The following is a 21,834-nucleotide window of genomic DNA, read 5'->3' as shown; positions in this document are numbered from 1 at the left end:
CAGCCTACACCATTTGATCACCTGCCGAAATGGATTGAACAACGCGTATCCAGTCAAAATTCACCTCAGCATGAGGACCTTGTGGCGAGGGTTGTCACACGCGCCCTGTTCGGCTGCGCAGTGTCTGGTAGGGCGTTTCGCCGAAACGCTGATGATAGGACGCAGTCATCGCGGTGAGGTTTACATATCCTCTTTCCGCTGCAATTGCAGACACGGTTTGCCCGGGCATTGCCTCTTCGAGCGCCTTGCGAAGACCATCAAGACGGCAGGCCGTGAGATAGTCATGCGGGGTGACGCCACGAAACCGCCGAAACCCTTCGGAAAGGCTCCGGGCCGAAATGCCGACCTGTTCAGCAATCGCTGCCACGGAGGGTCCCTCATGCGCCCGTTCTTTCATGAGACGTTCCGCCTCGCGCACATATCGGGGGGCTGCACCGCGCGCTCCGGTCTCAAGATTGAGCCCGGCACTTTCCGCCCAGCCACGCAGTAACTCCAGACAAAGGGTTTCCTCGATCCGCTTTTCGATCAAGGGGCTGGAAATACCGTCATTCCGGGCGTCGACCGAAAGGGTTGCGTAATTGAGAAGGGAAAGCCAGGCAGATTGGCGGTGGCCGAAAACCAAACGTTTCTTCCAAAGGTCATCTTCCGGGACGAAGCCGTACCAACGCTGCGCCGTTTCCTCCATGAGCTTATGGGGTATCGTCAGGTTGAACTGAAGATCGTGTCCGTCCGCCACGTTCCAGTAGTCCGTGCGACTGCAATCCACAACATAGCTGTCACCGGGGCTGGTGTCGACGCTGATGCCGTTCGTCAATGGATGACGCACACTTCCACGCATGGTGTTGACCACGATAATGTTGCCCGAGGAAGGGTCGAATTCATCCGCTTTGGTGGGCACTCCAAAGCAGAACCGGCTCAAAATGATCCGGCCGATCGATAATGTACGCAAAGTGGCATTTGGGTCGGCACCGTCGATGAGGGGGCGCGCTACAAGTGGCATATAAACGCGATGGCAGAAGGCATTGACCTCTGCCCAGTCCCGGGAAGCATTTAGTTTTCCGCTCAGCAGCGGCTGGCCTTGCGCATCATAAAGCAGAGCATTCTGTAGCAATTTCTCCTCCCCCTCCTGAAACTCAGCAGTATTTGATCTGCTTTTCCATTTGGCTTTGCCAATCTATACTTACATGAAGAGAGGTTTATAGACAAATTTTTCAATTTAGAGCATTTCCTGCCAAAGCGCGAACGCGCTTGGGCGGGATAATGCGTGAAAGCAAATAGATAGGGCATTTCCATGCACTAATAAAAACAGGAAATGCTAAAATGAATCATGCGAAAAGAAATGCGTTCGCCCGCGCTTTTGTAAGAGGCTCGTTTCAGATCACGCGGCCATTTTCTTAAACCGGGTGAGGCTTGGATAGTTGGGTGCTAAGAGATGTGCATCATTGAGAGACGCAGACCGGGATGATGGTGGCTCTCAAGGAAGCTCATTTGATCCAGAGCGCCGATCTCATTGAATTGGATCAGCGCCTGAAGCATATCATTGTGCCCAGATATAGCGTCTCTTTGAGACTGCTGAAATTTTTGCAACAGAACAGCTGTGAAAGAAAGCTGTTTGTAATGTTATTCGATCAGCAAAGCATCGTCATCGAGTGTCTGCCCTCGCACTTTGCGGAACATGTCGATCAGGTCTTCCACGCCAAGCGTCTTGCGTTTATCGCCGGTGACGTCGAGCAAAATCTTGCCGCCATGCAGCATGATGGTGCGGTCGCCATAATCAAGCGCCTGACGCATGGAATGGGTGACCATGAGTGCCGTCAACTTGTTTTCAGCAATCAGCGTGCGGGTCAGCTCCATCACAAATTCCGCCATGCCTGGATCAAGCGCTGCCGTATGTTCGTCCAGCAGCAGCACTTCCGAGCCGGCCAGTGTTGCCATGATGAGCGAAAGCGCCTGACGCTGGCCACCCGATAGCAGCTCCATTCGATCCTGCATACGGCTTTCGAGTCCCAAATTGAGGCTTGCCACGCGTTCGCGAAACCAGTCGCGCCGCTTGGCATGAAGCGCATGGGTGAGACCACGACGTGCTCCACGCGATGCCGCCAGCGCCAGGTTTTCTTCAATCGTCAGCGTGCCGCAGCTGCCTGCAAGCGGATCCTGAAACACGCGCGCCACAAGACCGGCGCGCTCAGCGGTGGATTTGCGTGTAACATCCTGTCCGCTGATCTCAACTTTACCGGCTGTCGGAATGACATCGCCAGCAAGAACGCCTAGCAGTGTGGATTTGCCAGCGCCATTGGAGCCAATCACGGTTACAAATGAACCGCGATCCATAGTCAGATTGATCTTGTTGAGCACCTGCTTTTCCAGCGGTGTTCCACGGCCGAAAATAACGTCCAGATTGGATACTTCAATCATGATGATGCTCCTCCACGGCGCAGGCGCGGCAAGATCAGGGCGAATGTAACAAGAAGCGCTGTTGCGATATTGAGGTCGGAAGCCTGAAGTCCGACAATGCTGCCATTGGAAAGTGCGAGCTGGATGGCGATACGGTAGATGATCGATCCCAAAACACAGCCAATGAGAATGACAAGGATGAGGCGCGAGCGCAGCAAGGTTTCACCGATGATCACAGCCGCAAGGCCAACCACGATGGTGCCGACGCCGGAGGTCACGTCTGCAAAGCCGTTTGTCTGGGCAAAAAGCGAGCCACCAAGCGCTACGAGCGCATTGGAGAGTGCCATGCCGAGGTAAATCTGGCGATCGGTGCGCACGCCCTGCGCACGCGCCATTTTCGGATTGGCACCGGTTGCGCGCATGGCAAGGCCCATGTCACTTTCGAGAAAGCGCCAGACCAGGAACACTGCGATGGCAACCAGCACAAACAGGAAGGCCGGGCGCACATAATATTCAGGAATGCCGTGACCGAAAAACGGAGACAGCATTGTATCCTGATTGATGAGTGCAATGTTTGGGCGGCCCATAATGCGCAGATTGACCGAGAACAGCGCAATCATCGTAAGGATTGAAGCGAGCAGATTGAGGATCTTGAAGCGCACATTGAGCGTTGCTGTCACAAGACCGGCAATCGAGCCTGCAATCATTGCAACACCAGCAGACAGCCATGGATTCCAGCCAGCAAGGATCAGAACGCCCGTGACCGCTGCACCGAGCGGAAACGAGCCATCCACGGTCAGATCGGGGAAATCGAGCACGCGGAAAGCCAGATAGACGCCAATGGCGACAAAAGAAAAGACGAGGCCCAGTTCGACCGCGCCCCAGAAGGCGATCTGACTCACATTGCGATTCCTTGTTCTTTGCCGTCATCGAAGATGATAGGGCAGCTTTTCAGCGCCATATCATTACCGGCCTTCTGGAGGTTCTGGCATTTGCCAAAGACCGCCTGGAAGGTCTGCTTCAATCACGACCGGTTTTGATTTGAGTTTGTTCCTTGAAGCGAAAGCCTTGTGGAACCATCCCCCGGTTTTGCATGCGCAATTGCATTGATTGCGCTTGTTCTGGCTAACTCTTTTTGCGGATACAACTCAAAAGTTTCAACAAGCAAGCATTATCGCTGAAAAAGCGCTGAAAAGCCGCGTTCTGTGGGCGGGTTACAACATTTTTCGAGCTATTTGCGGGTCAGACTTCGCCGCGCGCACGCCACAACTCCCAGGCAAAACGCGCGCGGACGCCGATATCGAGGAATGGGCGCGGTGGCAACCCGCTTGGATTTCCCAGTTTTAACATGTCGTCGATCAGCGGATTGTCGAGATCGCAGGCCATGTCGGCTGCAAGGATGCCGCCAATCGTACCCTTGGTGATGCCGACTCCATTCTGGCAGAGTGAGGTGTAAATATTTTTGGCGATCTGGCCAAAACCCGGTGCACCGTTGCGCGACAGGCAAATAAAACCCGTCCAGGTGTGTTGCATATCGACATTGGCCAGCATCGGGAAACGTTGATCAAAAAGCCGCTTGTGCTCGCGCTTGATTGTTTCACGCTGCGCATTCGACTGGCGCAGCGACGGGCAGAAATGCACGTTCTGCCGCACCAGAATGCGCCGATCAGAAGTCAGGCGCATGGTGATCCCGGCAAAAGAATTGGCAGGCGTCAGGCCCCACGGTGCGACTTCGCCTATGGCCTTGTATTCCTGATCATCAAGTGGACGGCTGAGGCTCGCATGGGCTGCGAAGTTCAGCAGCTTATGTCTGAAAAAGCCAAACTGTTCACCAAACCCATTGACCGTCAGGATCATGGCAGGGGCCTGAAGCCGGCCCTCTGCCGTGGTAATGAGGATGCGATCACCATAGTCGATTTTGGTGACAGCAGAGTTTTCATAAAGCGTGACATTGGCGGGCAGGCTGTCTGCAAGGCCACGCACCAGAGCGGCCGGATTTAAAAGCGCGGTGCCATAGGTGAAGATCGCTGCTTTGAAATGGCTGGTGCCGAGCCGTTTGGCCAAAGCATCGCCTTCGAGCCAATCAAAGGGCTCGTTAAGACGCTCAAGCTCCTTGACTGTCGGCTCCAGAACTTTGCGCATCCCCTGATCGGAAACGGCGGCGTGAAACTTGCCATCCTGCCGCCAGTCGCAGTCGATGCCATGCTGGTCAATCTGCTGTTTAAGGTGATTGATTGCCGCGCGTGCCAGTGCGCGGTAGCTGTGCGACTTGGCCAGTTCCTCCATGGATGAGCTGACATTATGCGGCAGATCAATGGCAAAACCTGCCGCCCGGCCCGATGTGCCTTTTCCCACTTCCTGTGCATCAACCAGTGCAATGTGATCATTGGGCCGGTTTTCGGCAAGCCGTCTTGCTGCCGCGACACCGGCATAGCCTGCACCCAGCACGATCCAGTCGGCTTTGATGTGGCCTTTGAGGGCAGGGCGTGGTGCGCGCGCAGGCAGTATCCTGCTCCAGCCATTGGTGTTGTCATCAGCGGGAAGGATACGGATGGCGGGCATTTTAAAAGCTCAACAGATGTGAAACATGTTTAAAAGAAAAGGGCGGGAGATCGTCCCGCCCTTTTCCTTACAGTAGAAATTGCAATTATTCGACCTTGCTGGTTGCGCGGTCGATAACAGCCTGTGGGAACTCGACGCCCATCTTCTTTGCAGCAGAAAGATTGATGACGAGGTCGGTGCCTTTTGCGATGTCGACAGGAATATCGCCCGGCTTTTCGCCGTTGAGGATTTTTACAACCACAGCGCCGGTCTGTTTGCCAACGTCGTAATAGTTGAAGCCGAGAGCGGCGAGTGCGCCGCGCTTGACCGAATCCGTATCTGCGGTGAAGAGCGGCAGCTTGCTTTCTTCAGCAACACCGACCGCACTTTCAAGCGCTGAAACGATGGTGTTGTCGGTTGGCACATACATCGCATCTGCACGACCAACGAGCGCGCGGGCTGCACCCTGAACTTCTGCCGACTTGGTTGCAGCCGATTCAACCACTTCAATGCCTTCAGCCGCAGCCGCTTCTTTCAGTGCTGCCAGAAGCGAAACGGAGTTGGTTTCACCGGAATTATAGAGATAGCCGAGCTTCTTGATGTTCGGCATCACTTCCTTGATGAGCTTGATGTGTTCGACAACCGGCGACATGTCGGAAAGGCCGGTGACATTGCCACCCGGTTTTGCCATATCCTTGACGAGCTGTGCGCCGACCGGATCAGAAACAGCGGTGAAGACAATCGGAATATCACGGGTGGCGGAAACAACGGCCTGTGCCGAAGGCGTGGAAATCGGAACGATTACATCCGGCGCGTCCCCCACGAACTGCCGTGCGATCTGTGCGGCGGTTGCCGGATTGCCCTGCGCGGACTGATAGACGAATGTCAGATTTTCGCCTTCCTTGAAGCCGGCCTCTGCCAGCGCATCCTTGACGCCATCGCGTGCCGCATCCAGTGCCGGATGCTCAACAATGGCCGTAACGGCAACCGTTACGTCTTTGGCCTGCGCGTGCGTTGCGATGGCCGTTGCGGCCAGCAAGGCTAGAAGCATAGAACGCATGAAAATCTCCCCTGTTTTGGTGCGTCGTCTGTCGGCATAGGCTCAATATCCGGTTCCCCGGATTGAAGGGCTTAACCGCGTCTTTTGAGGCTTAATCCGGTCCGAATAGACTGTCAACGTGTTGTCATCACAGCCCGGCTTGCGCGCGTTATATTCCGTTTCATGAACACAGTGTTCAGCGGCCTTTCAATGACTATCGCCCGGTGCCATATTCTGACAAAACAGATGAAAAGTGCTTCCTCGCACGCAAGGACAATCGTCATGAAAAAGATAGGCTTTCTTTCATTCGGCCATTGGTCGCCTTCTCCGCAGTCGGGAACCCGTTCAGCGGGTGACGCGCTTCTGCAATCCATCGATCTGGCGGTTGCCGCTGAAGAGCTGGGCGCAGACGGCGCTTATTTCCGCGTGCACCATTTTGCGCGCCAGCTTGCTTCGCCATTTCCATTGCTTGCAGCCGTGGGTGCCAAAACCAGCAAGATTGAGATCGGCACTGCCGTGATCGATATGCGCTATGAAAACCCGTTCTATATGGCTGAAGATGCCGGTGCTGCCGATCTCATTGCGCAGGGCCGATTGCAGCTTGGGCTGAGCCGCGGATCGCCTGAACAGGTGATCGATGGCTGGCGTTATTTTGGCTATAAGCCGGATGAAGGCACAAGCGATGCCGATATGGGCCGCCAGCATGCGGAAGTGTTTTTGGGCGCGCTCAAAGGCGAAGGCTTTGCACAGCCCAACCCGCGTCCGATGTTTCCGAACCCTCCCGGCCTGCTGCGTCTTGAACCGCATTCGGAAGGTTTGCGGGATCGAATCTGGTGGGGTGCCGGTTCCAATGCCACAGCACGTTGGGCCGCAAAACTTGGCATGAACCTGCAAAGCTCGACGCTGAAGGATGATGAAACGGGTGAGCCGTTCCATGTTCAGCAGGCAGCGCAAATCCGTGCTTATCGCGAAGCATGGAAAGAAGCAGGCCATACAACCACGCCACGCGTTTCGGTGAGCCGCAGCATCTTTGCGCTGGTTGATGACCGCGACTGGGCTTATTTCGGTGGCGGGAGCAAAGAGCAGGATTCCATCGGCTATCTTGATGAGAACACGCGCGCCATCTTCGGCCGTTCCTATGCCGCAGAGCCCGATGCGCTTATCAAAGAGTTGCAAAAGGATGAAGCGATTGCCGAAGCCGATACCCTGCTTCTGACCGTGCCGAACCAGCTCGGCGTTGCATACAATGCCCATGTGATCGAAGCGATCCTCAAGCATGTTGCACCGGCACTGGGCTGGCGCTAACACGCGGCCTGATTAAACGCTCGCGGCATAACGTGCCGCGAGCGTTCGGTGTATTTCCTGTTTAGACTGAATCCTTGGAAATGCTCTCTGTGTTTTTCTTCACGCATGTCGTTATCAGAAAACCGGTGTCCACTTTTCCGCGACATGGTTTTTTCTTCACGCATGTCGTTATCGGAAAACCGGTTCCCACTTTTCCGCGACATGCTTTAAGTTTCTCAAAATTCTCCGAATATTCGCACCGTCGCTCCATAAGCATTTTCGCGCGATGCGGTGCGCATGATATAGGGCGTTAATGAAAGACCGACTGATTTATTGACCGCATAGCTGAGGCTTGTTGATGCGGAACCGCGCATATGGGCAAAGTCCGAACCATATACCAGCGCGCCGATATAATCTGCGTGCGCATCAAATTCCGGGTCTTTGTGCGCGATATCCTGTTCGATCTCACCATTGACGGACCACCGGAATCGATCGCTGAGCGGCATGCTGTAATTGGCGCCTGCATAAGCCGTGGTGAGCTGATATTTCATCGTGCTGTAGGTGAACGGGAACAGCACATTGTTTTCCGTGTATCCATCCATGGAAATATCGCTGTAACGCAGACCACCGTAATAGCCGAACGCTGCATTGTTGACGCTGAGATTGTCGGTGCGTCCGATTTCAAGCGCTGTGCTCCAGCCTTGCAGACGTGTTGTGCCGGTTCCCGCTTCTGTAAAGGGAAGGAGCGGGCGGGTTATATCTGTGTCGTAACGGTTTGCAGCAAGGCTTGCGCGCACATACCACGCGCCATTTGCCGTCTTTTGTTTCCATTGCGCATAAATACCGCCACCGAAATTGTCGTGTGCTGTGTCAAAACCGTCCGGCTGTTCTTGCCAGAAAGAATGGGCGATGGTGGCGCCTGCCGAGAAACTATCGGTAAAGCCGTGTGCGAGCGTGAAACCTGTCAGTAAATCGCGCTGATCGCCAAAACCACTGATGTCTGTGAACTGCGAATAACAGGTCTGGCCGGCACGATCCACATTGCAGGTGCCCTGCAATTTATTCAGCGTCAGGCGCTGCGCTTCCATGGCGGAAAAGCCGCTGAATGCCAGCTTTAACACGGTCGCAACAGTGTGATCGACATCGATGACTGTGGGTTTGGTCACGGGCTCGGCTGATGGAGAGTTTGGTGTCGGCCCAGCGCCATGATTTTCACCCGGTGTCGGCCCAGGATCAGGATCGGTTCCCGGATTTGTTGGTGTCGTCCCAGGATTAGGATCAGTTCCGGGATTTGTCGGATTTGTCTCGGGATCCGTCTCTTCATCCGTTCCGGGATTGATTGCCGGTAGTTTCCATAATGTTGCGTGAAGTTCACCCTGAGCGGTTTGGGCCGTCCCAACTATAACGCTGCCATCATCAGAAATATCATAGGCAATGGCATTGTCCCCGCCAATTGTTCCCAGATCAATCATGCCGTCATTTTCCGTCCACCGGAAAGCGCGCATCGCCATTGTATCTGTGTAGCTGTAACCAGTCACCGCTTTGCCATTGCTGGTCATGCCAAGAGCATGTGAAATCTCACCACCCAGTGAGCCCAAACTCATCATGCCAGTTTCCGATGTCCAGCGAAAAGCCTGATCATAGCCGCTGTCTATAGTCGCTGTGCCGATCACAACTTTTCCATCTGCTGAAACCAAGTCAGCAATGCTGTTTTGTATATTTTCCTGCGCATTGAGATCAACCATGCCGGTCTCTGCCGTCCAGCGAAAAGCATGTTGCTGATGATCGGCGGTATCACTGGCGCCGACGATTACGGATCCATCCGCTGAAACGCCGCGTGCGGTTGAATTATTGCCGCCCAGTGTCTCAAGACTGACCATGCCCGTGGCTTGCGTCCATCGAAATGCTTTTGTTTGCAATGTTTCGGTTGTGCTATAGCCAACAAGGGTGGTGCCATCAGCGGAAATAGCGTTGGAGAAGGACGATATTCCACCCAGTGTTCCAAGACCGGTTATGCCATCCTGAAGTGTCCAGCGGAATGCATTGGTCTCGGCATTATCGGCGAGAGAGCTGTTGCCAATGACAACATCGCCATTGGCTGAAACCCCGGTGGTATAGGATGTATTTCCCCCCAGCGTGCCAATGTTGCGCATGCCTGTATCCCGTGTCCACCAGAATGCGTTTGTTTGTGTGGCACTGACAGAACTGCTGCCGATTGCAGCACGTCCGTTTGCCGAAATCACATGAATTGCGGTTTCGCCAGAGCCATCAAGGGACCCAAGATCGGTTATACCATCCGGGGTAATGACAAAAGATTTGTCATACGCACCACTTGCTGACATTCGCCTTACGCCAAATGTTTTGCCGTCCGCAGATATGGTGACTGCATCAGCGCGTGATCCTCCGAAAGAACCGTGAACTTCATAAAGAGGAGCGTCAGCCCAAGCTTGAGAACTGATTGTCATAATTATTGTTGATTTTAGTATTAACTTATATTTTGACATGAAATATACAGCTCTCATTTAGAATTTTATAATTTAACTGTATGCAATACTTAATAAAGACTTAATTTATTCTAGTGAGATGCTGGAATAAAAATCAAGCATTATTGATTTAAATATTTATCTTATAGCTGGCCGTATATTGGGAAGTGAGGACGCGCGTGATCATACATCGCTTTGGATGCGCCACGGCATTTTTGTATGAGGAAGGTGTTTTTTTATAAAGCTTTATAAGTCTTTGATTGTCTCTATTCTATGCCATGCAAAGTAAGCAGATTTTTCATGCGTTGGATTGCAAGGCCGGGCTGGTCGAGAACATTGGCCTGATCTGCCAGGCGGAAAATCTCCGCATAATGCAGGATGCCACGAGCTGATTGCATCCCGGCAGGCATGGTAAAATGGGTCTGATGCCCATTGAGCCAGGCGAGGAATACAACGCCTGCCTTGTAATATTGTGTGGGGGCTTCAAAAATTTTGCGCGATAGGGGCACGGTCGGTTCGATGGTCGCGCGGAAGCCTGCATTGTCACCCTTGGCAAGGGCGGTAAGGGCGCTTGAAGCCTGTGGTGCAACCGCATCAAAAATCCCAAGCAGCGCATGGCTGTGCTTGTTGCCATCACCTTCGATCAATGGTGCGTAATTGAAATCATCGCCCGTAAAACACAGAACGCCATCCGGCAGGCGGTTGCGCAGCGCGATCTCATAGCGTTCTTCGAGCAGTGAAATCTTGATGCCTTCTACTTTGTCGCGATTGGTCTCTATGATGCCGATGACCGTATCAAGTGCGTCTTCAAACCTGTCCGAACCCCAATAACCTTTAAGCTGTGGGTCGAACATATCGCCCAGCCAGTGCAGGACCACTTTTTCGCGCGCGTTTGTGAGGATGTGGTTGTAAACCCTGATGTAATCGTCGGGTGAACGGGCAATGTGGGCGAGCGCGCGGCTGGCCATGAGAATGAAACGACCGCCATGTTTTTCGATGAATTCAGCCTGTGTTTCATAGGCTTTAATCACATCATCAAGGCTTTTTGCCTCCGCCGGATCAAGATGATCGGTGCCTGCGCCGGATGCCAGATCGGCGCCACTCACGGTTTTGCTTTCTGTGAGCGAGCGGCGGATGAGTTCCTGCGCGCCAGCCCAGTTGAGGCCCATGCCGCGCTGTGATGTGTCCATCGCTTCGGCGATCCGAAAGCCAAGGCTCCAGAGGTGGTGACGGAAGGCCATGGTCGCATCCCAGTCAATCGCCGGAGCATTCCATGGCGTGCTGTCTCTGAGCGGGTCTGAAACCACATGTGCTGCCGCATAAGCGATGCGATTGAATTTCGGAGGAGAGGCGGGGCGCGGTGTCGGGGTGCCACGCAAGTGATAGGCTTTTACGGTTCCGTCTGCAAAGGGCAGGGATAGCACGTTTTCCGATAATGCACTCATGTCAATCCTCCAACTCCACGGGGACATGAATAATTTAGATCGTTCCAAATATCAAGACGGGATTAAATAAGGCGCGATTATGTCTTAATGGCGGATAATTTGTGAAATGCGAAAAATGGGCATCTATTTTACGGGAAAGTCGAAAATTGATCGCATTTTTTGATTTTTCCGCAGCATTTTCAGCTTTGTTTCGCGCTCAATCAGGCGTGGTTTAAAATCATTGACAAATTTGGAACGTTCCAATTAAATGATGGGAACAGGAGTTTGGCATGAGCAAGAGCAGCATTACGGTCATTGATATTGCACGCGAGGCTGGCGTGTCGAAGTCAACCGTGTCGCTTGTTCTGCGGGACAGTCCGCTGGTGCATGCTGAGACCCGCGCAAAAGTTCAGGAAGCAATCGACAAGCTCGGCTATGTTTATAACCGCTCGGCGGCCAATCTCCGGCAGTCGAAATCGAAGATCATCGGGCTTGTGGTCAATGATCTGACCAACAGCTTTTTTGCCGAGCTTGCGGTGGGTGTTGATCGTGTCATGCAGTCGGCAGGCTATGTGCAGTTTCTCGCCAATACGGCGGAAAGCATTGATCGCCAGCGCGAGGTGATTGCCTCGATGCGCGAGCATGGCATTGCGGGGCTGATCGTTTCGCCTGCCCGCGGCACCGAGGCTGGTGATCTGAAACCATTGGCAAAAAGCGGCCTTCCGGTTGTGCAGATGGTGCGCGATGTGCCGGGATCTGGTGTGTCGTCGATTGTTTCGGATAATCGTGGTGGCGTGGCAAAGGCGGTCGAGCATCTTTTCTCACTGGGCCATCGCATCATTGCTTTCATGGGCGGCTATGCGGACACGGCTGTTTTTAGCGAAAGAGTTGCGGGCTATCGTGCGGGACTTGAGCAGGCGGGCTTGGTGTTTGATGATGCGCTGGTCTTTACCTCAGCACCCTCGCGGGCTGGCGGTGTGGAAGCAGTTGAGCGCATGTTGCGGCAGAGCACGAAACCGACGGCAGCAGTGTGTTTCAATGATGCTGTAGCTTTTGGCGTTTGCGATGGTTTGCGTGCCGCAAATCTGGAACCGGGCCGCGATTTCGGGGTGGTTGGTTTTGACGATGTGATCGAAGCAAAGACCGCTGTTCCGGCACTGACAACTGTGGCTGTTGATCCGCAAGGTCTGGGAGAACGTGCGGCGCAGCTTTTGCTGAAACAGATCAATTCAGAACGGGTGGAGGCGGAGGCGCAGCGCTTGTCGGTGCGTCTTGCGGTGCGTGCAAGCTGCGGTACGCAATCTAAAAAGGAGGAGAAATTCGCATGGCAAAGTGGGGCCTTATAGGCGCAAGCACCATTGCAAAAGAATGGGTCACCAGTGCCATTCGCGCGACCGGCGGCGAAGTTGTTTCCGTTTACAGCACCAATGCTGCACGTGGCGAGGCCTATGCCCGTGAAAATGGGATTGCCCGCTCTGTGACAAGCCTTGATGCGCTGTTGAATGATCCTGAAATTGACGCTGTCTATATCTCCACCACCAATGAACTGCACCGCGATCAGGCGATTGCAGCAGCACAAGCGGGTAAGCATATCCTCTGTGAAAAGCCGCTGGCGCTGACGATTGGCGACGCGCATCAGATGCTAGACGCCGTGCGTGAGGCTGGTGTGGTGGCAGCCACCAATCATCACTTGCGCAATGCTGCAAGCCACCGCGCCATGCGTGATGCGATTGCTCAAGGCAAGATCGGCAAGGTGCTCGGCGCGCGGGTTTTTCACGCGGTTTATCTGCCGCCGCATTTGCAGGGCTGGCGCATTGAACGGCCCGATGCGGGCGGCGGTGTGATCCTCGATATTACCGTGCATGATGCCGATACATTGCGCTTTGTGCTGGGTGAAGACCCGGTTGAGGTCGTGGCTTTCAGCCAGCAGGGCGGTTTAAGCGGCGAAGGGCTGGAAGATGGCGTGATGGGCGTTTTGCGTTTTCCATCTGGCGCGATTGCCCAGTTCCACGATGCTTTCACCACCAAATATGCGGAAACCGGCTTTGAAGTGCATGGGCGTGAAGGCTCGCTCATTGCACGCAATGTCATGACGCAGAAGCCTGTGGGGACCGTCATTCTGCGTGATCAGAATGGCGAGCACGAATTGTTGCTTGATCAGAAAAATCTCTACGAAACTGCCTTGCAGGCTTTCCACAATGCCATCGCAGGTAAAGGCCAGCCTTCCGCAACTCTGGAGGATGGCATTTGGTCGCTGGCGACCGGGCTCGCCGTGCTTGAGGCTGCAAAGACCGGCAAGGCAACCGCTGTTCATTCAGGACTTTGAACATTATGAGCAAACATATTTCATTTGCGGAAGCAGCATCGCTTATTCCCGACAGTGCTGTCGTTTCTGTTTCTTCATCCAGCGGCCTCGGCTGTCCGGATATGATGCTGAAAGCGATTGGCGAGCGGTTTGATGAAACCGGCCATCCGCAAAATATCACCACACTACACCCGATCGCTGCGGGCGATATGAGCGGCATCAAGGGCGTTGATTACATCGCCAAAAAGGGGCTTTTGAAAAAGATCATCGGCGGTTCTTATCCGTCTGGGCCATCCAGCGCTGAGCCGCCACTGATCTGGCAGATGATCACCAATAACGAGATTCCCGCCTATAATATTCCGTCGGGTATTCTGTTCGACATGCATCGTGAGGCAGCTGCCAAGCGCCCTGGTGTACTGACCAAAGTGGGACTTGATACTTTCGTTGATCCCAAACGTCAGGGGGCGGCCATGAACGACAAGGCGCGTGAGGAGCCGGTGGTCAAGCAGGTCAGTTTTGAAGGTGAGGACTGGCTCTATTTTCCCAATATCGTGCCGCATGTGACGATCATCCGTGCCACCACTGCGGATGAACGCGGCAATCTCACCTATGAACATGAGGGCGCATATCTTGGTGGGCTGGATCAGGCGCTGGCTGCGCGTAACAATGGCGGCATCGTCATTGCGCAGGTGAAGCGTATCGCCAAGGAGGGCACGCTGAAACCGCATGATGTGCGCGTGCCGGGCGTTCTGGTGGATTATATCGTGGTTGATCCCGATCAGAAGCAGACAACACAGACACTTTATGATCCGGCAATTTCAGGCGAAATTTTCCGTCCGCTCGATACGTTCCGCTTGGCCGAGTTCAATATTCAGAAGGCGATTGCGCGGCGTGTTGCACAGGAGTTACAGGCCGGAAGTGCGGTCAATCTTGGCTTCGGCATTTCCGCCAATGTGCCGCGCATTCTGTTGGAAGAAGGGCTGCATGGTGCCGTTACCTGGGTGATTGAGCAGGGTGCAGTTGGCGGCGTGCCGCTTCTCGACTTTGCCTTTGGCTGCGCGTCCAATGCGGATGCTTATATGCCGTCACCTTATCAGTTCACCTATTTTCAGGGCGCGGGGTTTGATGCCTCACTTCTGTCCTTCCTTGAGATCGGACGCGATGGCTCGGTCAATGTGTCGAAGCTGTCATTCCGTCCGCATGTGACGGCTGGTGCTGGCGGTTTTGTTGATATTACTGCAAGGGCCAGGAAGATCGTCTTCTCCGGCATGTTCAATGCAGGGGCGAAATTGTCGGTCGCTGACGGTAAGTTGGTGATCGAGAAGGAAGGTAAGCTCAAAAAGCTCGTTAATGAGGTTGAGCATGTTACTTTCTCCGGTGCGCGCAGTGTCGAGCAGGGGCAGGACATTACCTATGTCACCGAGCGCGCGGTTTTGAAGCTCACGCCAGACGGGATTGTGCTCACCGAGATTGCGCCGGGTGTGGATTTGCAGACGCATATTCTCGATCAATCTGAGTTTCCGCTGATTGTTTCGGATCAGCTTAAACGCATGGATGAGGCACTGTTTCGTGACGAGCCGATTGGTCTGACACTGCCGCAAAAGCCTGCACGAAAGCTGGAGGCTTAAATGGCTCAACGGATTGAGATTAAAATCGAGAACCACATCGCAGTCATGCTTATCAAGCGGCCCGAAAAGCTTAATGCGTTTGATATTGAGCTGTTGCAGGAATTGTCTGCGGTCTGTGACCGGGTGGAAGCCGATGGCTCCGTGCGGGTTGCGATCCTGACCGGCGAAGGCAAGGCCTTTTCCGCAGGTGGTGACATCAAGGCTTGGGGCGGCATGGAACCGCAAGAATTCGGCCATGCATGGGTGCGCTACGGTCATCGTGTGTTCGAGCGGCTTGCGACTTTGCGTGTGCCGCTGATTGCAGCGATGAATGGTCATGCTTTGGGTGGTGGTCTGGAACTGGCAGGTGCCGCCGATATTCGCATTGTTGAACGACAGGCAAAAATCGGCCTGCCGGAAACATCGCTTGGTATGATCCCCGGCTGGTCGGGCACGCAGCGCCTCGTGCGCCGCTTTGGTGCGCAGATTGTGCGCCGCATGGTGCTGGGTGGAGAAATGTTCACGGCCGAGGAAGCGCTGTCGCATGGGCTGGTCGATGCGGTGGTGGAGACGGGCGAGGCGTTAAAAGCCGCGCAAGACTATGCGACGCGAGTGGCCAAGCGCGGACCGGCTGCGCTGGAAATTTCCAAACTGATGCTGTCGGTCGCCAATGGCGAGGATAATGGCGCGGCGGTCGAGGCGCTGGGCTCCATTCTTGTCGCCAAGACCGGCGATCTGAAAGAAGGCGTGCGCTCGTTTACCGAAAAGCGCGAAGCGAATTTTGAAGGAAAATGGTGATGAGCGTAGTCGTAAAACCGCAGCCGCTGAACGGGCTTGAAGTTCGCGAATTCTTGATGCTGATTGATGGCAAATGGGTTGGCAGTCAAAGCGGCGAGACAATAGAACGTGTCGCGCCCGGCCATGGTGTCACGGTGAGCCGCTATCCGGCTGGCAACAAGGCAGATGTGGAACGCGCGGTTACGAGCGCGCGTAGGGCTTTTGATGATGCGCGCTGGTCGTCTAAAACGGCATCGCAGCGTTCGCTGATTTTACTGAAAGCCGCCGATCTGATTGAAACACGGGCGGAAGAGTTGGCCTATCTCGATGCGATTGAAGCTGGCAAGCCCATCTCTCAGGTGCGCGGCGAAATTGCCGGCTCCGTGGATATCTGGCGCTATGCGGCAGCGCTCGCACGCGATCTGCATGGTGAAAGCTATAATACGCTGGGTGATGGCACTTTGGGTGTCGTGCTGCGCGAGGCGATTGGCGTTGTGTCGATCATTACGCCGTGGAATTTCCCGTTCCTGATCGTGGGCCAGAAGCTGCCATTTGCATTGGCCGCGGGCTGCACGGCAGTCGTAAAACCTTCGGAACTGACTTCTGGTTCGACATTGCTGCTTGGCGAAATTCTTGCTGAAGCAGGTGTGCCGGACGGTGTCGTCAACATCATCACCGGAACGGGCGCTGATGTCGGCCAGCATATGAGTACGCACGCGCAAGTGGATATGGTGTCGTTCACAGGCTCCACAGGTGTTGGAAAGCTGACCATGGCCAATGCGGCGCAGACGCTCAAGAAAGTATCGCTGGAGCTTGGTGGCAAGAATCCGCAAATCCTGTTCCCGGATGCGGATATGGATGCCTTTATCGATGCGGCCGTGTTCGGCGCATGGTTCAATGCGGGCGAGTGTTGCAATGCCGGTTCGCGACTGATCGTGCATCGCTCAATTGCCGATGAGATTGTCGGTCGGGTCGCTGATCTGTCGAAGAAAGTTATCGTCGGTGATCCGTTGGATGTCAACACGCAGGTGGGCGCGATTATCACGCCACAGCATCTCAATAAGGTTGGCGCTTATGTCGATCAGGCTAAAAAGGCGGGTGCTGCCATTGCCCATGGCGGGGATGTGCTGGATTTAGGCCTTGGCCAATATATGGGACCGACGATCATTGCAGGTGTGAAAGCCGACATGGCCGTTGCGCGTGAAGAAGTGTTCGGGCCGGTTCTGTCGGTGCTGTCTTTTGATACGGTGGATGAGGCAATTTCGATTGCCAATGCGGTTGATTATGGCTTGTCGGCTGGCGTGTGGAGCCGCGATTTCGATACTTGCATGAACATTGGCCGCAAGGTGCGGGCTGGTACGGTCTGGATGAACACTTTCATGGATGGCACGCCGGAACTGCCTTTTGGCGGTTATCGCCAGTCGGGTCTCGGCCGCGAACTGGGCCGTCATGCGGTGGAGGACTATACCGAAACCAAGACGCTCAACATGCATATCGGTGCGCGGACGGGCTGGTGGATGCCGCAAGGAAAATAGGAGTGACGGCTTTGGGAGGACAGCCGGATATTGTCATCATCGGATCGGGGATCGGTGGCGCAACGATGGCCGCTGGTCTGTGTGAATCGGGTGCGGATATTCTCATTCTTGAGGCAGGGGAGCATTTGCCGGACAGACCGGAAAACCGCGACCCGCGCGCTATTTTCCAGCGTGGTTTCTTTCGCCCGAAAGAGTTCTGGTATGAGGCGGATGGCACGCCGTTTAATCCCGGCAATTATTACAATGTCGGCGGCAATTCCAAATTCTATGGCGCAGTGCTGGTGCGCTATCGGCACGAGGATTTTGAGGAGCTGGTGCATCTGGAAGGCGTGTCTCCGGCATGGCCATTTTCATACGACGCGCTTGAGCCCTGGTATTGCAAGGCGGAAGCGCTTTTTCAGGTGCGCGGTGAATTGGGTGATGACCCCACTGAACCCTATCATTCAAAGCCCTATTCCTATCCGGCAATCCGGGATGAACGTCCGATTGCCGATCTGCGCGCACGGCTGAAGAAAGCAGGGCTGCATCCGGCATCCTTGCCATTGGGTGTTGATATTGATCGCTGGCTGGCGAAGGCAAAAACGCCGTGGGACGCGCATCCCAACAGCAATGACGGCAAAATGGATGCGGAAGCTTGTCCGTTAGCACTAGCGCTTAAACATCCGAATGTCCGGCTTGAAACATCCGCGCGGGTAACACGGCTTGAAACCGGGCCCGATGGTAAAACCATTACAGAAGTTCATTATGTGAAGAATGGCGAGGCGCTGGTCCTGCATCCCAAACTGGTCATTCTTTCAGCGGGAGCCGTGCAGTCGGCGGCACTTTTGCTGCGTTCGGGACTGGCGAATAGGTCTGATCAGGTCGGTCGCAATTTCATGAACCACAATGCCAGTGCGGTGATCGGGTTTGATCCGCGCTATAAAAATGACAGCGTTTATCAGAAGACCTTTGGCTTCAACGATTACTATCTAAGCGATGGGGCAGGCGGGCCGCCGCTTGGCAATGTGCAATTGCTGGGGCGGGTTTCGGGCGCGATCCTGAAATCCAACATGCGCCAGGTGCCGGAATGGCTTTTGAATCGTATTGCCGGGCATACGATTGATTTTTACGCGATGAGCGAAGATCTGCCATCGCCGGAAAGTCGCGTGAGCGTGGATGGTGATCGCATCGTTCTGCATTGGGTGCGTTCCAACTGGAAGGCGCATCTGATGCTGGTTGATAAGCTCAAATCCGCGCTGCGTGCAGCAGGGTTTCCGGTGGTGTTGTCGCGGGCCTTCGACAGGCGCACACCATCGCATCAGTGTGGCACGGTGCGGATTGGCAATGATTCCGCAACTGCGCCGCTTGATCCTTATTGCCGTGCTTATGACCATCCCAATCTCTACGTGGTCGATGCGTCATTTCTGCCGACTTCGGCGGCGGTCAATCCTGTGCTGACCATTGCGGCGCAGGCTCTGCGCGTTTCTGATTACCTGAACCGGGAGAGGCTCCTATGAACCATCAAAGACCTGTGGCACTGGTGACTGGCGGGCGGCGCGGGATCGGGCTTGGCATCGCGCGCGCCTTGGCCGCCAAAGGGTTCGATATGGCGATTACCGACCGAGAGCGTGACGAGGCAGTCATCCATGAATTGCGTGGGCTTGGCGGAAGGGTGGCTTTCTTTGAAAGTGATCTGGCTTGTGTCGAAACGCATGAAGCGACGGTTTCAGCCGTAGTGAAGGCGCTGGGTGGCATTGATTGTCTCGTCAACAATGCTGGCATGGGCTCGGTTGAGCGCGGCGATTTTCTCGGGCTGAGGCCTGAGAATTTTGACATGATTATTAATGTGAACCTGCGCGGTACGGTGTTTTTTACGCAGGCTGTGGTGAAAGCCATGCTGGCGGCAACTGATGTGCGTTTTTCGCGCAGCATCGTGACGATCAGTTCGGTTTCATCCGTGATGACTTCGCCTGAACGGCTTGATTACTGCATCAGCAAAGCGGGACTGACGGCTTTCGTGCAGGGGCTTGCGCTGCGTCTTGCTGAAGCGCGGATCGGCGTGTTCGAGGTGCGTCCGGGTATCATCCGCACCGATATGACAGCGGGTGTTGCCGAGCGTTATGACGGACTGATCGAAGGCGGTCTGGTGCCGATGAAACGCTGGGGCGAGGCAGGCGATGTCGGTGCGATTGTTGCGCAACTTGCCAGTGGCGATTTCATTTTTGCGACAGGCTCGGCGATCAATGTCGATGGCGGCCTGTCGATTGCGAAGCTTTAGTTTCTCGGGAGGAGAAACGCATGAAGTATGACTATATCATCGTTGGCGGCGGTCCCGCTGGTTGCGTTCTTGCCAATCGTCTGAGCGAAGATGCATCGGTGAAAGTGCTGTTGCTGGAGGCTGGTGGCAGCGACTGGAATCCGCTGTTTCACATGCCTGCCGGTTTTGCAAAGATGACCAAAGGTGTTGCCAGTTGGGGCTGGGAGACCGTTCCGCAAAAACATCTGAAAAATCGTGTTTTGCGCTATACGCAGGCAAAAGTCATCGGCGGTGGATCCAGCATCAATGCGCAGATTTACACGCGTGGCAATGCAGCAGACTATGATCTATGGGCGAATGAGGACGGCTGTACCGACTGGGACTATCGTCATGTGCTGCCCTATTTCAAACGCGCTGAAGACAATCAGCGGTTCAACGATGATTTTCATTCCTATGGCGGACCGCTTGGCGTTTCGATGCCGTCTGCGCCATTGCCGATTTGCGACGCCTATATCCGCGCGGGTCAAGAACTCGGCATTCCGTATAATCCGGATTTTAATGGTCGTGATCAGGCTGGCGTTGGCTTTTATCAGCTTACCCAGCGCAATCGCCGCCGCTCGTCTGCGTCACTTGCCTATCTTGCACCCATTAAGGGGCGCAGGAATCTGACCGTTCGGATGAATGCGCCGGTGCGCGCGGTCAATCTGGAAAACACCCTAGTCACCGGTGTTACGCTGATGAGCGGTGAGGTTTTGCGCGCAAACCGCGAGGTGATTGTCTCCTCCGGTGCCATTGGTTCACCAAAACTTCTGCTGCAATCGGGCATCGGCCCTGCCGATCATCTTAAAAAAGTGGGCGTGAATGTAAAACATGATCTGCCGGGTGTGGGTGAGAACATGCAGGATCATCTTGATCTGTTTGTCATTGCCGAATGCACAGGCGATCACACCTATGATGGCGTGGTGAAATTGCACCGGACGCTGGGCGCGGGCCTGCAATATATCTTTTTGCGCTCTGGCCCGGTGGCATCGAGCCTCTTTGAAACCGGCGGCTTCTGGTATGCGGACCCGGATGCCCGCTCACCGGATATCCAGTTTCATCTGGGGCTTGGTTCGGGCATTGAGGCGGGTGTTGAGAAGCTCAAAAATGCAGGCGTGACGCTTAATTCCGCTTATCTGCATCCGCGCTCGCGTGGCACCGTGCGGCTGGCTTCCAGTGATCCGGCTGCAGCACCCCTGATTGACCCCAATTACTGGAGCGATCCGCATGATCGCAAAATGTCGCTGGAAGGCCTGAAGATCGCGCGCGAAATCCTGAGCCAGGATGCATTGAAACCTTATGTCATGGCCGAGCGTCTACCGGGCCCAAAGGTCGTCAGTGATGATGATCTGTTCGATTATGCCTGTGCCAATGCCAAGACCGATCATCATCCGGTCGGCACCTGCAGGATGGGGACAGATGCGATGGCTGTTGTCGATCTGGAGCTCAAAGTACGCGGTCTTGAAGGTCTGCGGGTGTGCGACAGTTCGATCATGCCACGTGTTCCGTCGTGCAACACCAATGCGCCGACCATCATGGTCGGCGAAAAGGGTGCGGATATTATTCGCGGTCTCGACCCGCTGCCGCCTTTTGTGTTTTCATGGGAGAAAAATGAACAGAAGCGGCGATCAAGGATTTAATCTTCATCCACAACTGGCTCAAAATGCAGATAGCCAGCAATGCCAGACCCTTTGCGCTTCGGATTGTCAGATGGGTGGTTTACGCCATCATTGACCGGAATACTGGCAAAGTCGAAGGGTGAAATGCCTTCGAGACAGGCAACGTTGACACCATATTGCTGTGGGTTTGAACGGCGCTGGTGGAAGGTGTAGATCCCGCATTTCGAGCAGAAATAGTGCTTCGCGGCTCCTGTGTTGAATGTATAGAGCGTCAGCGCCTCTTTGCCTTCCAGAATTTCAACGCCATTGAGTTCGGCAGAAACGGCGACAGCGCCGCGCATCCGGCAATAGGAGCAGGTGCAGCGGCGTGCCGTGTGAAGACCATCGGAAAGCTTCACACGAAAGCGAACCGTTCCGCAGTGGCAGGCGCCATTGGCCGTTTCAATATCGGGGTTCATCTTGCTCTCCTCTTTCGGGAAAATTGATATTTCCAATTTCTCAGCTTTACCATTGCCGAACTTTGATTAAATTCCTTTTCGATATTCTTTGGG

General features: G+C 54.6%; 17 protein-coding genes. 9 read left to right on the top strand and 8 right to left on the bottom strand.

Features of this window, described 5'->3' with window-relative positions:
* Positions 1-94: 94 nt before the first annotated feature.
* From ABE527_RS13225 to ABE527_RS13205, 5 genes are all read right to left on the bottom strand, one after another.
* Complete coding sequence (locus ABE527_RS13225; protein WP_499694794.1) at positions 95-1,111, bottom strand: AraC family transcriptional regulator; 1,017 nt, start codon at positions 1,109-1,111, stop codon at positions 95-97.
* Positions 1,112-1,620: 509 nt separating this feature from the next.
* Positions 1,621-2,415, bottom strand: coding sequence for an ABC transporter ATP-binding protein (locus ABE527_RS13220; protein WP_265982425.1), 795 nt, complete (start codon positions 2,413-2,415; stop codon positions 1,621-1,623).
* Positions 2,412-3,296: an ABC transporter permease gene (locus tag ABE527_RS13215; RefSeq protein WP_499694792.1), complete on the bottom strand. Its 885-nt coding sequence runs from the start codon at positions 3,294-3,296 to the stop codon at positions 2,412-2,414. The genes ABE527_RS13220 and ABE527_RS13215 overlap by 4 nt, the downstream gene beginning before the upstream one ends.
* A 340-nt stretch (positions 3,297-3,636) precedes the next feature.
* On the bottom strand, positions 3,637-4,956 hold the full coding sequence (locus tag ABE527_RS13210) for an NAD(P)/FAD-dependent oxidoreductase (RefSeq protein WP_499694791.1): 1,320 nt from the start codon (positions 4,954-4,956) through the stop codon (positions 3,637-3,639).
* An 85-nt stretch (positions 4,957-5,041) separates the two neighbouring features.
* The gene (locus ABE527_RS13205) at positions 5,042-5,995 is read right to left on the bottom strand and encodes an ABC transporter substrate-binding protein (protein ID WP_265982422.1); all 954 of its coding nucleotides are present in this window, start codon (positions 5,993-5,995) and stop codon (positions 5,042-5,044) included.
* 261 nt (positions 5,996-6,256) lie between these two features.
* On the opposite strand from ABE527_RS13205, the gene ABE527_RS13200 reads away from it, so the two are divergent.
* Positions 6,257-7,279 (top strand): LLM class flavin-dependent oxidoreductase, encoded by a 1,023-nt coding sequence (locus ABE527_RS13200; protein WP_499697177.1) that lies wholly within the window; start codon positions 6,257-6,259, stop codon positions 7,277-7,279.
* 215 nt (positions 7,280-7,494) lie between these two features.
* Here the strand turns inward: ABE527_RS13200 and ABE527_RS13195 are convergent, their stop codons facing one another.
* Both ABE527_RS13195 and ABE527_RS13190 read right to left on the bottom strand, forming a co-directional pair.
* The gene (locus ABE527_RS13195; RefSeq protein WP_499697176.1) at positions 7,495-9,600 is read right to left on the bottom strand and encodes an autotransporter domain-containing protein; all 2,106 of its coding nucleotides are present in this window, start codon (positions 9,598-9,600) and stop codon (positions 7,495-7,497) included.
* Positions 9,601-10,007: 407 nt separating this feature from the next.
* Positions 10,008-11,186 carry a dihydrodipicolinate synthase family protein gene (locus tag ABE527_RS13190; protein ID WP_499697175.1) on the bottom strand — a complete coding sequence of 393 codons (1,179 nt, stop codon included), beginning with the start codon at positions 11,184-11,186 and terminating at the stop codon, positions 10,008-10,010.
* 269 nt (positions 11,187-11,455) lie between these two features.
* On the opposite strand from ABE527_RS13190, the gene ABE527_RS13185 reads away from it, so the two are divergent.
* The 8 genes from ABE527_RS13185 to ABE527_RS13150 are packed head-to-tail and all read left to right on the top strand — an operon-like array spanning position 11,456 to position 21,304.
* On the top strand, positions 11,456-12,511 hold the full coding sequence (locus ABE527_RS13185) for a LacI family DNA-binding transcriptional regulator (protein ID WP_499697174.1): 1,056 nt from the start codon (positions 11,456-11,458) through the stop codon (positions 12,509-12,511).
* On the top strand, positions 12,490-13,491 hold the full coding sequence (locus tag ABE527_RS13180; protein WP_499697173.1) for a Gfo/Idh/MocA family protein: 1,002 nt from the start codon (positions 12,490-12,492) through the stop codon (positions 13,489-13,491). Before ABE527_RS13185 ends, ABE527_RS13180 begins: the two co-directional genes overlap by 22 nt.
* 5 nt (positions 13,492-13,496) lie before the next feature.
* Positions 13,497-15,098 (top strand): acyl CoA:acetate/3-ketoacid CoA transferase, encoded by a 1,602-nt coding sequence (locus ABE527_RS13175; protein ID WP_499697172.1) that lies wholly within the window; start codon positions 13,497-13,499, stop codon positions 15,096-15,098.
* Positions 15,099-15,875 (top strand): enoyl-CoA hydratase/isomerase family protein, encoded by a 777-nt coding sequence (locus ABE527_RS13170; RefSeq protein ID WP_499697171.1) that lies wholly within the window; start codon positions 15,099-15,101, stop codon positions 15,873-15,875.
* The gene (locus tag ABE527_RS13165; RefSeq protein WP_499697170.1) at positions 15,869-17,389 is read left to right on the top strand and encodes an aldehyde dehydrogenase family protein; all 1,521 of its coding nucleotides are present in this window, start codon (positions 15,869-15,871) and stop codon (positions 17,387-17,389) included. Before ABE527_RS13170 ends, ABE527_RS13165 begins: the two co-directional genes overlap by 7 nt.
* 11 nt (positions 17,390-17,400) lie before the next feature.
* Positions 17,401-18,885, top strand: a complete 1,485-nt coding sequence (locus ABE527_RS13160) for a GMC oxidoreductase (RefSeq protein ID WP_499697186.1) — start codon at positions 17,401-17,403, stop codon at positions 18,883-18,885.
* Positions 18,882-19,646, top strand: coding sequence for a 3-ketoacyl-ACP reductase (locus tag ABE527_RS13155; protein ID WP_499697169.1), 765 nt, complete (start codon positions 18,882-18,884; stop codon positions 19,644-19,646). The genes ABE527_RS13160 and ABE527_RS13155 overlap by 4 nt, the downstream gene beginning before the upstream one ends.
* Positions 19,647-19,666: 20 nt before the next feature.
* Positions 19,667-21,304, top strand: coding sequence for a GMC family oxidoreductase (locus ABE527_RS13150; protein WP_499697168.1), 1,638 nt, complete (start codon positions 19,667-19,669; stop codon positions 21,302-21,304).
* Here the strand turns inward: ABE527_RS13150 and ABE527_RS13145 are convergent.
* The gene (locus tag ABE527_RS13145) at positions 21,301-21,741 is read right to left on the bottom strand and encodes a GFA family protein (protein WP_265982411.1); all 441 of its coding nucleotides are present in this window, start codon (positions 21,739-21,741) and stop codon (positions 21,301-21,303) included. The two genes, ABE527_RS13150 and ABE527_RS13145, sit on opposite strands and share 4 nt — an antisense overlap.
* Positions 21,742-21,834 lie beyond the last annotated feature (93 nt).

Source organism: Brucella sp. TWI432 (assembly GCF_039674445.1).
Taxonomy (GTDB): domain Bacteria; phylum Pseudomonadota; class Alphaproteobacteria; order Rhizobiales; family Rhizobiaceae; genus Brucella; species Brucella chromiisoli.
Note: the sequence above shows the minus strand (reverse complement) of the source record. Positions and strands in the feature narration are given on the sequence as shown.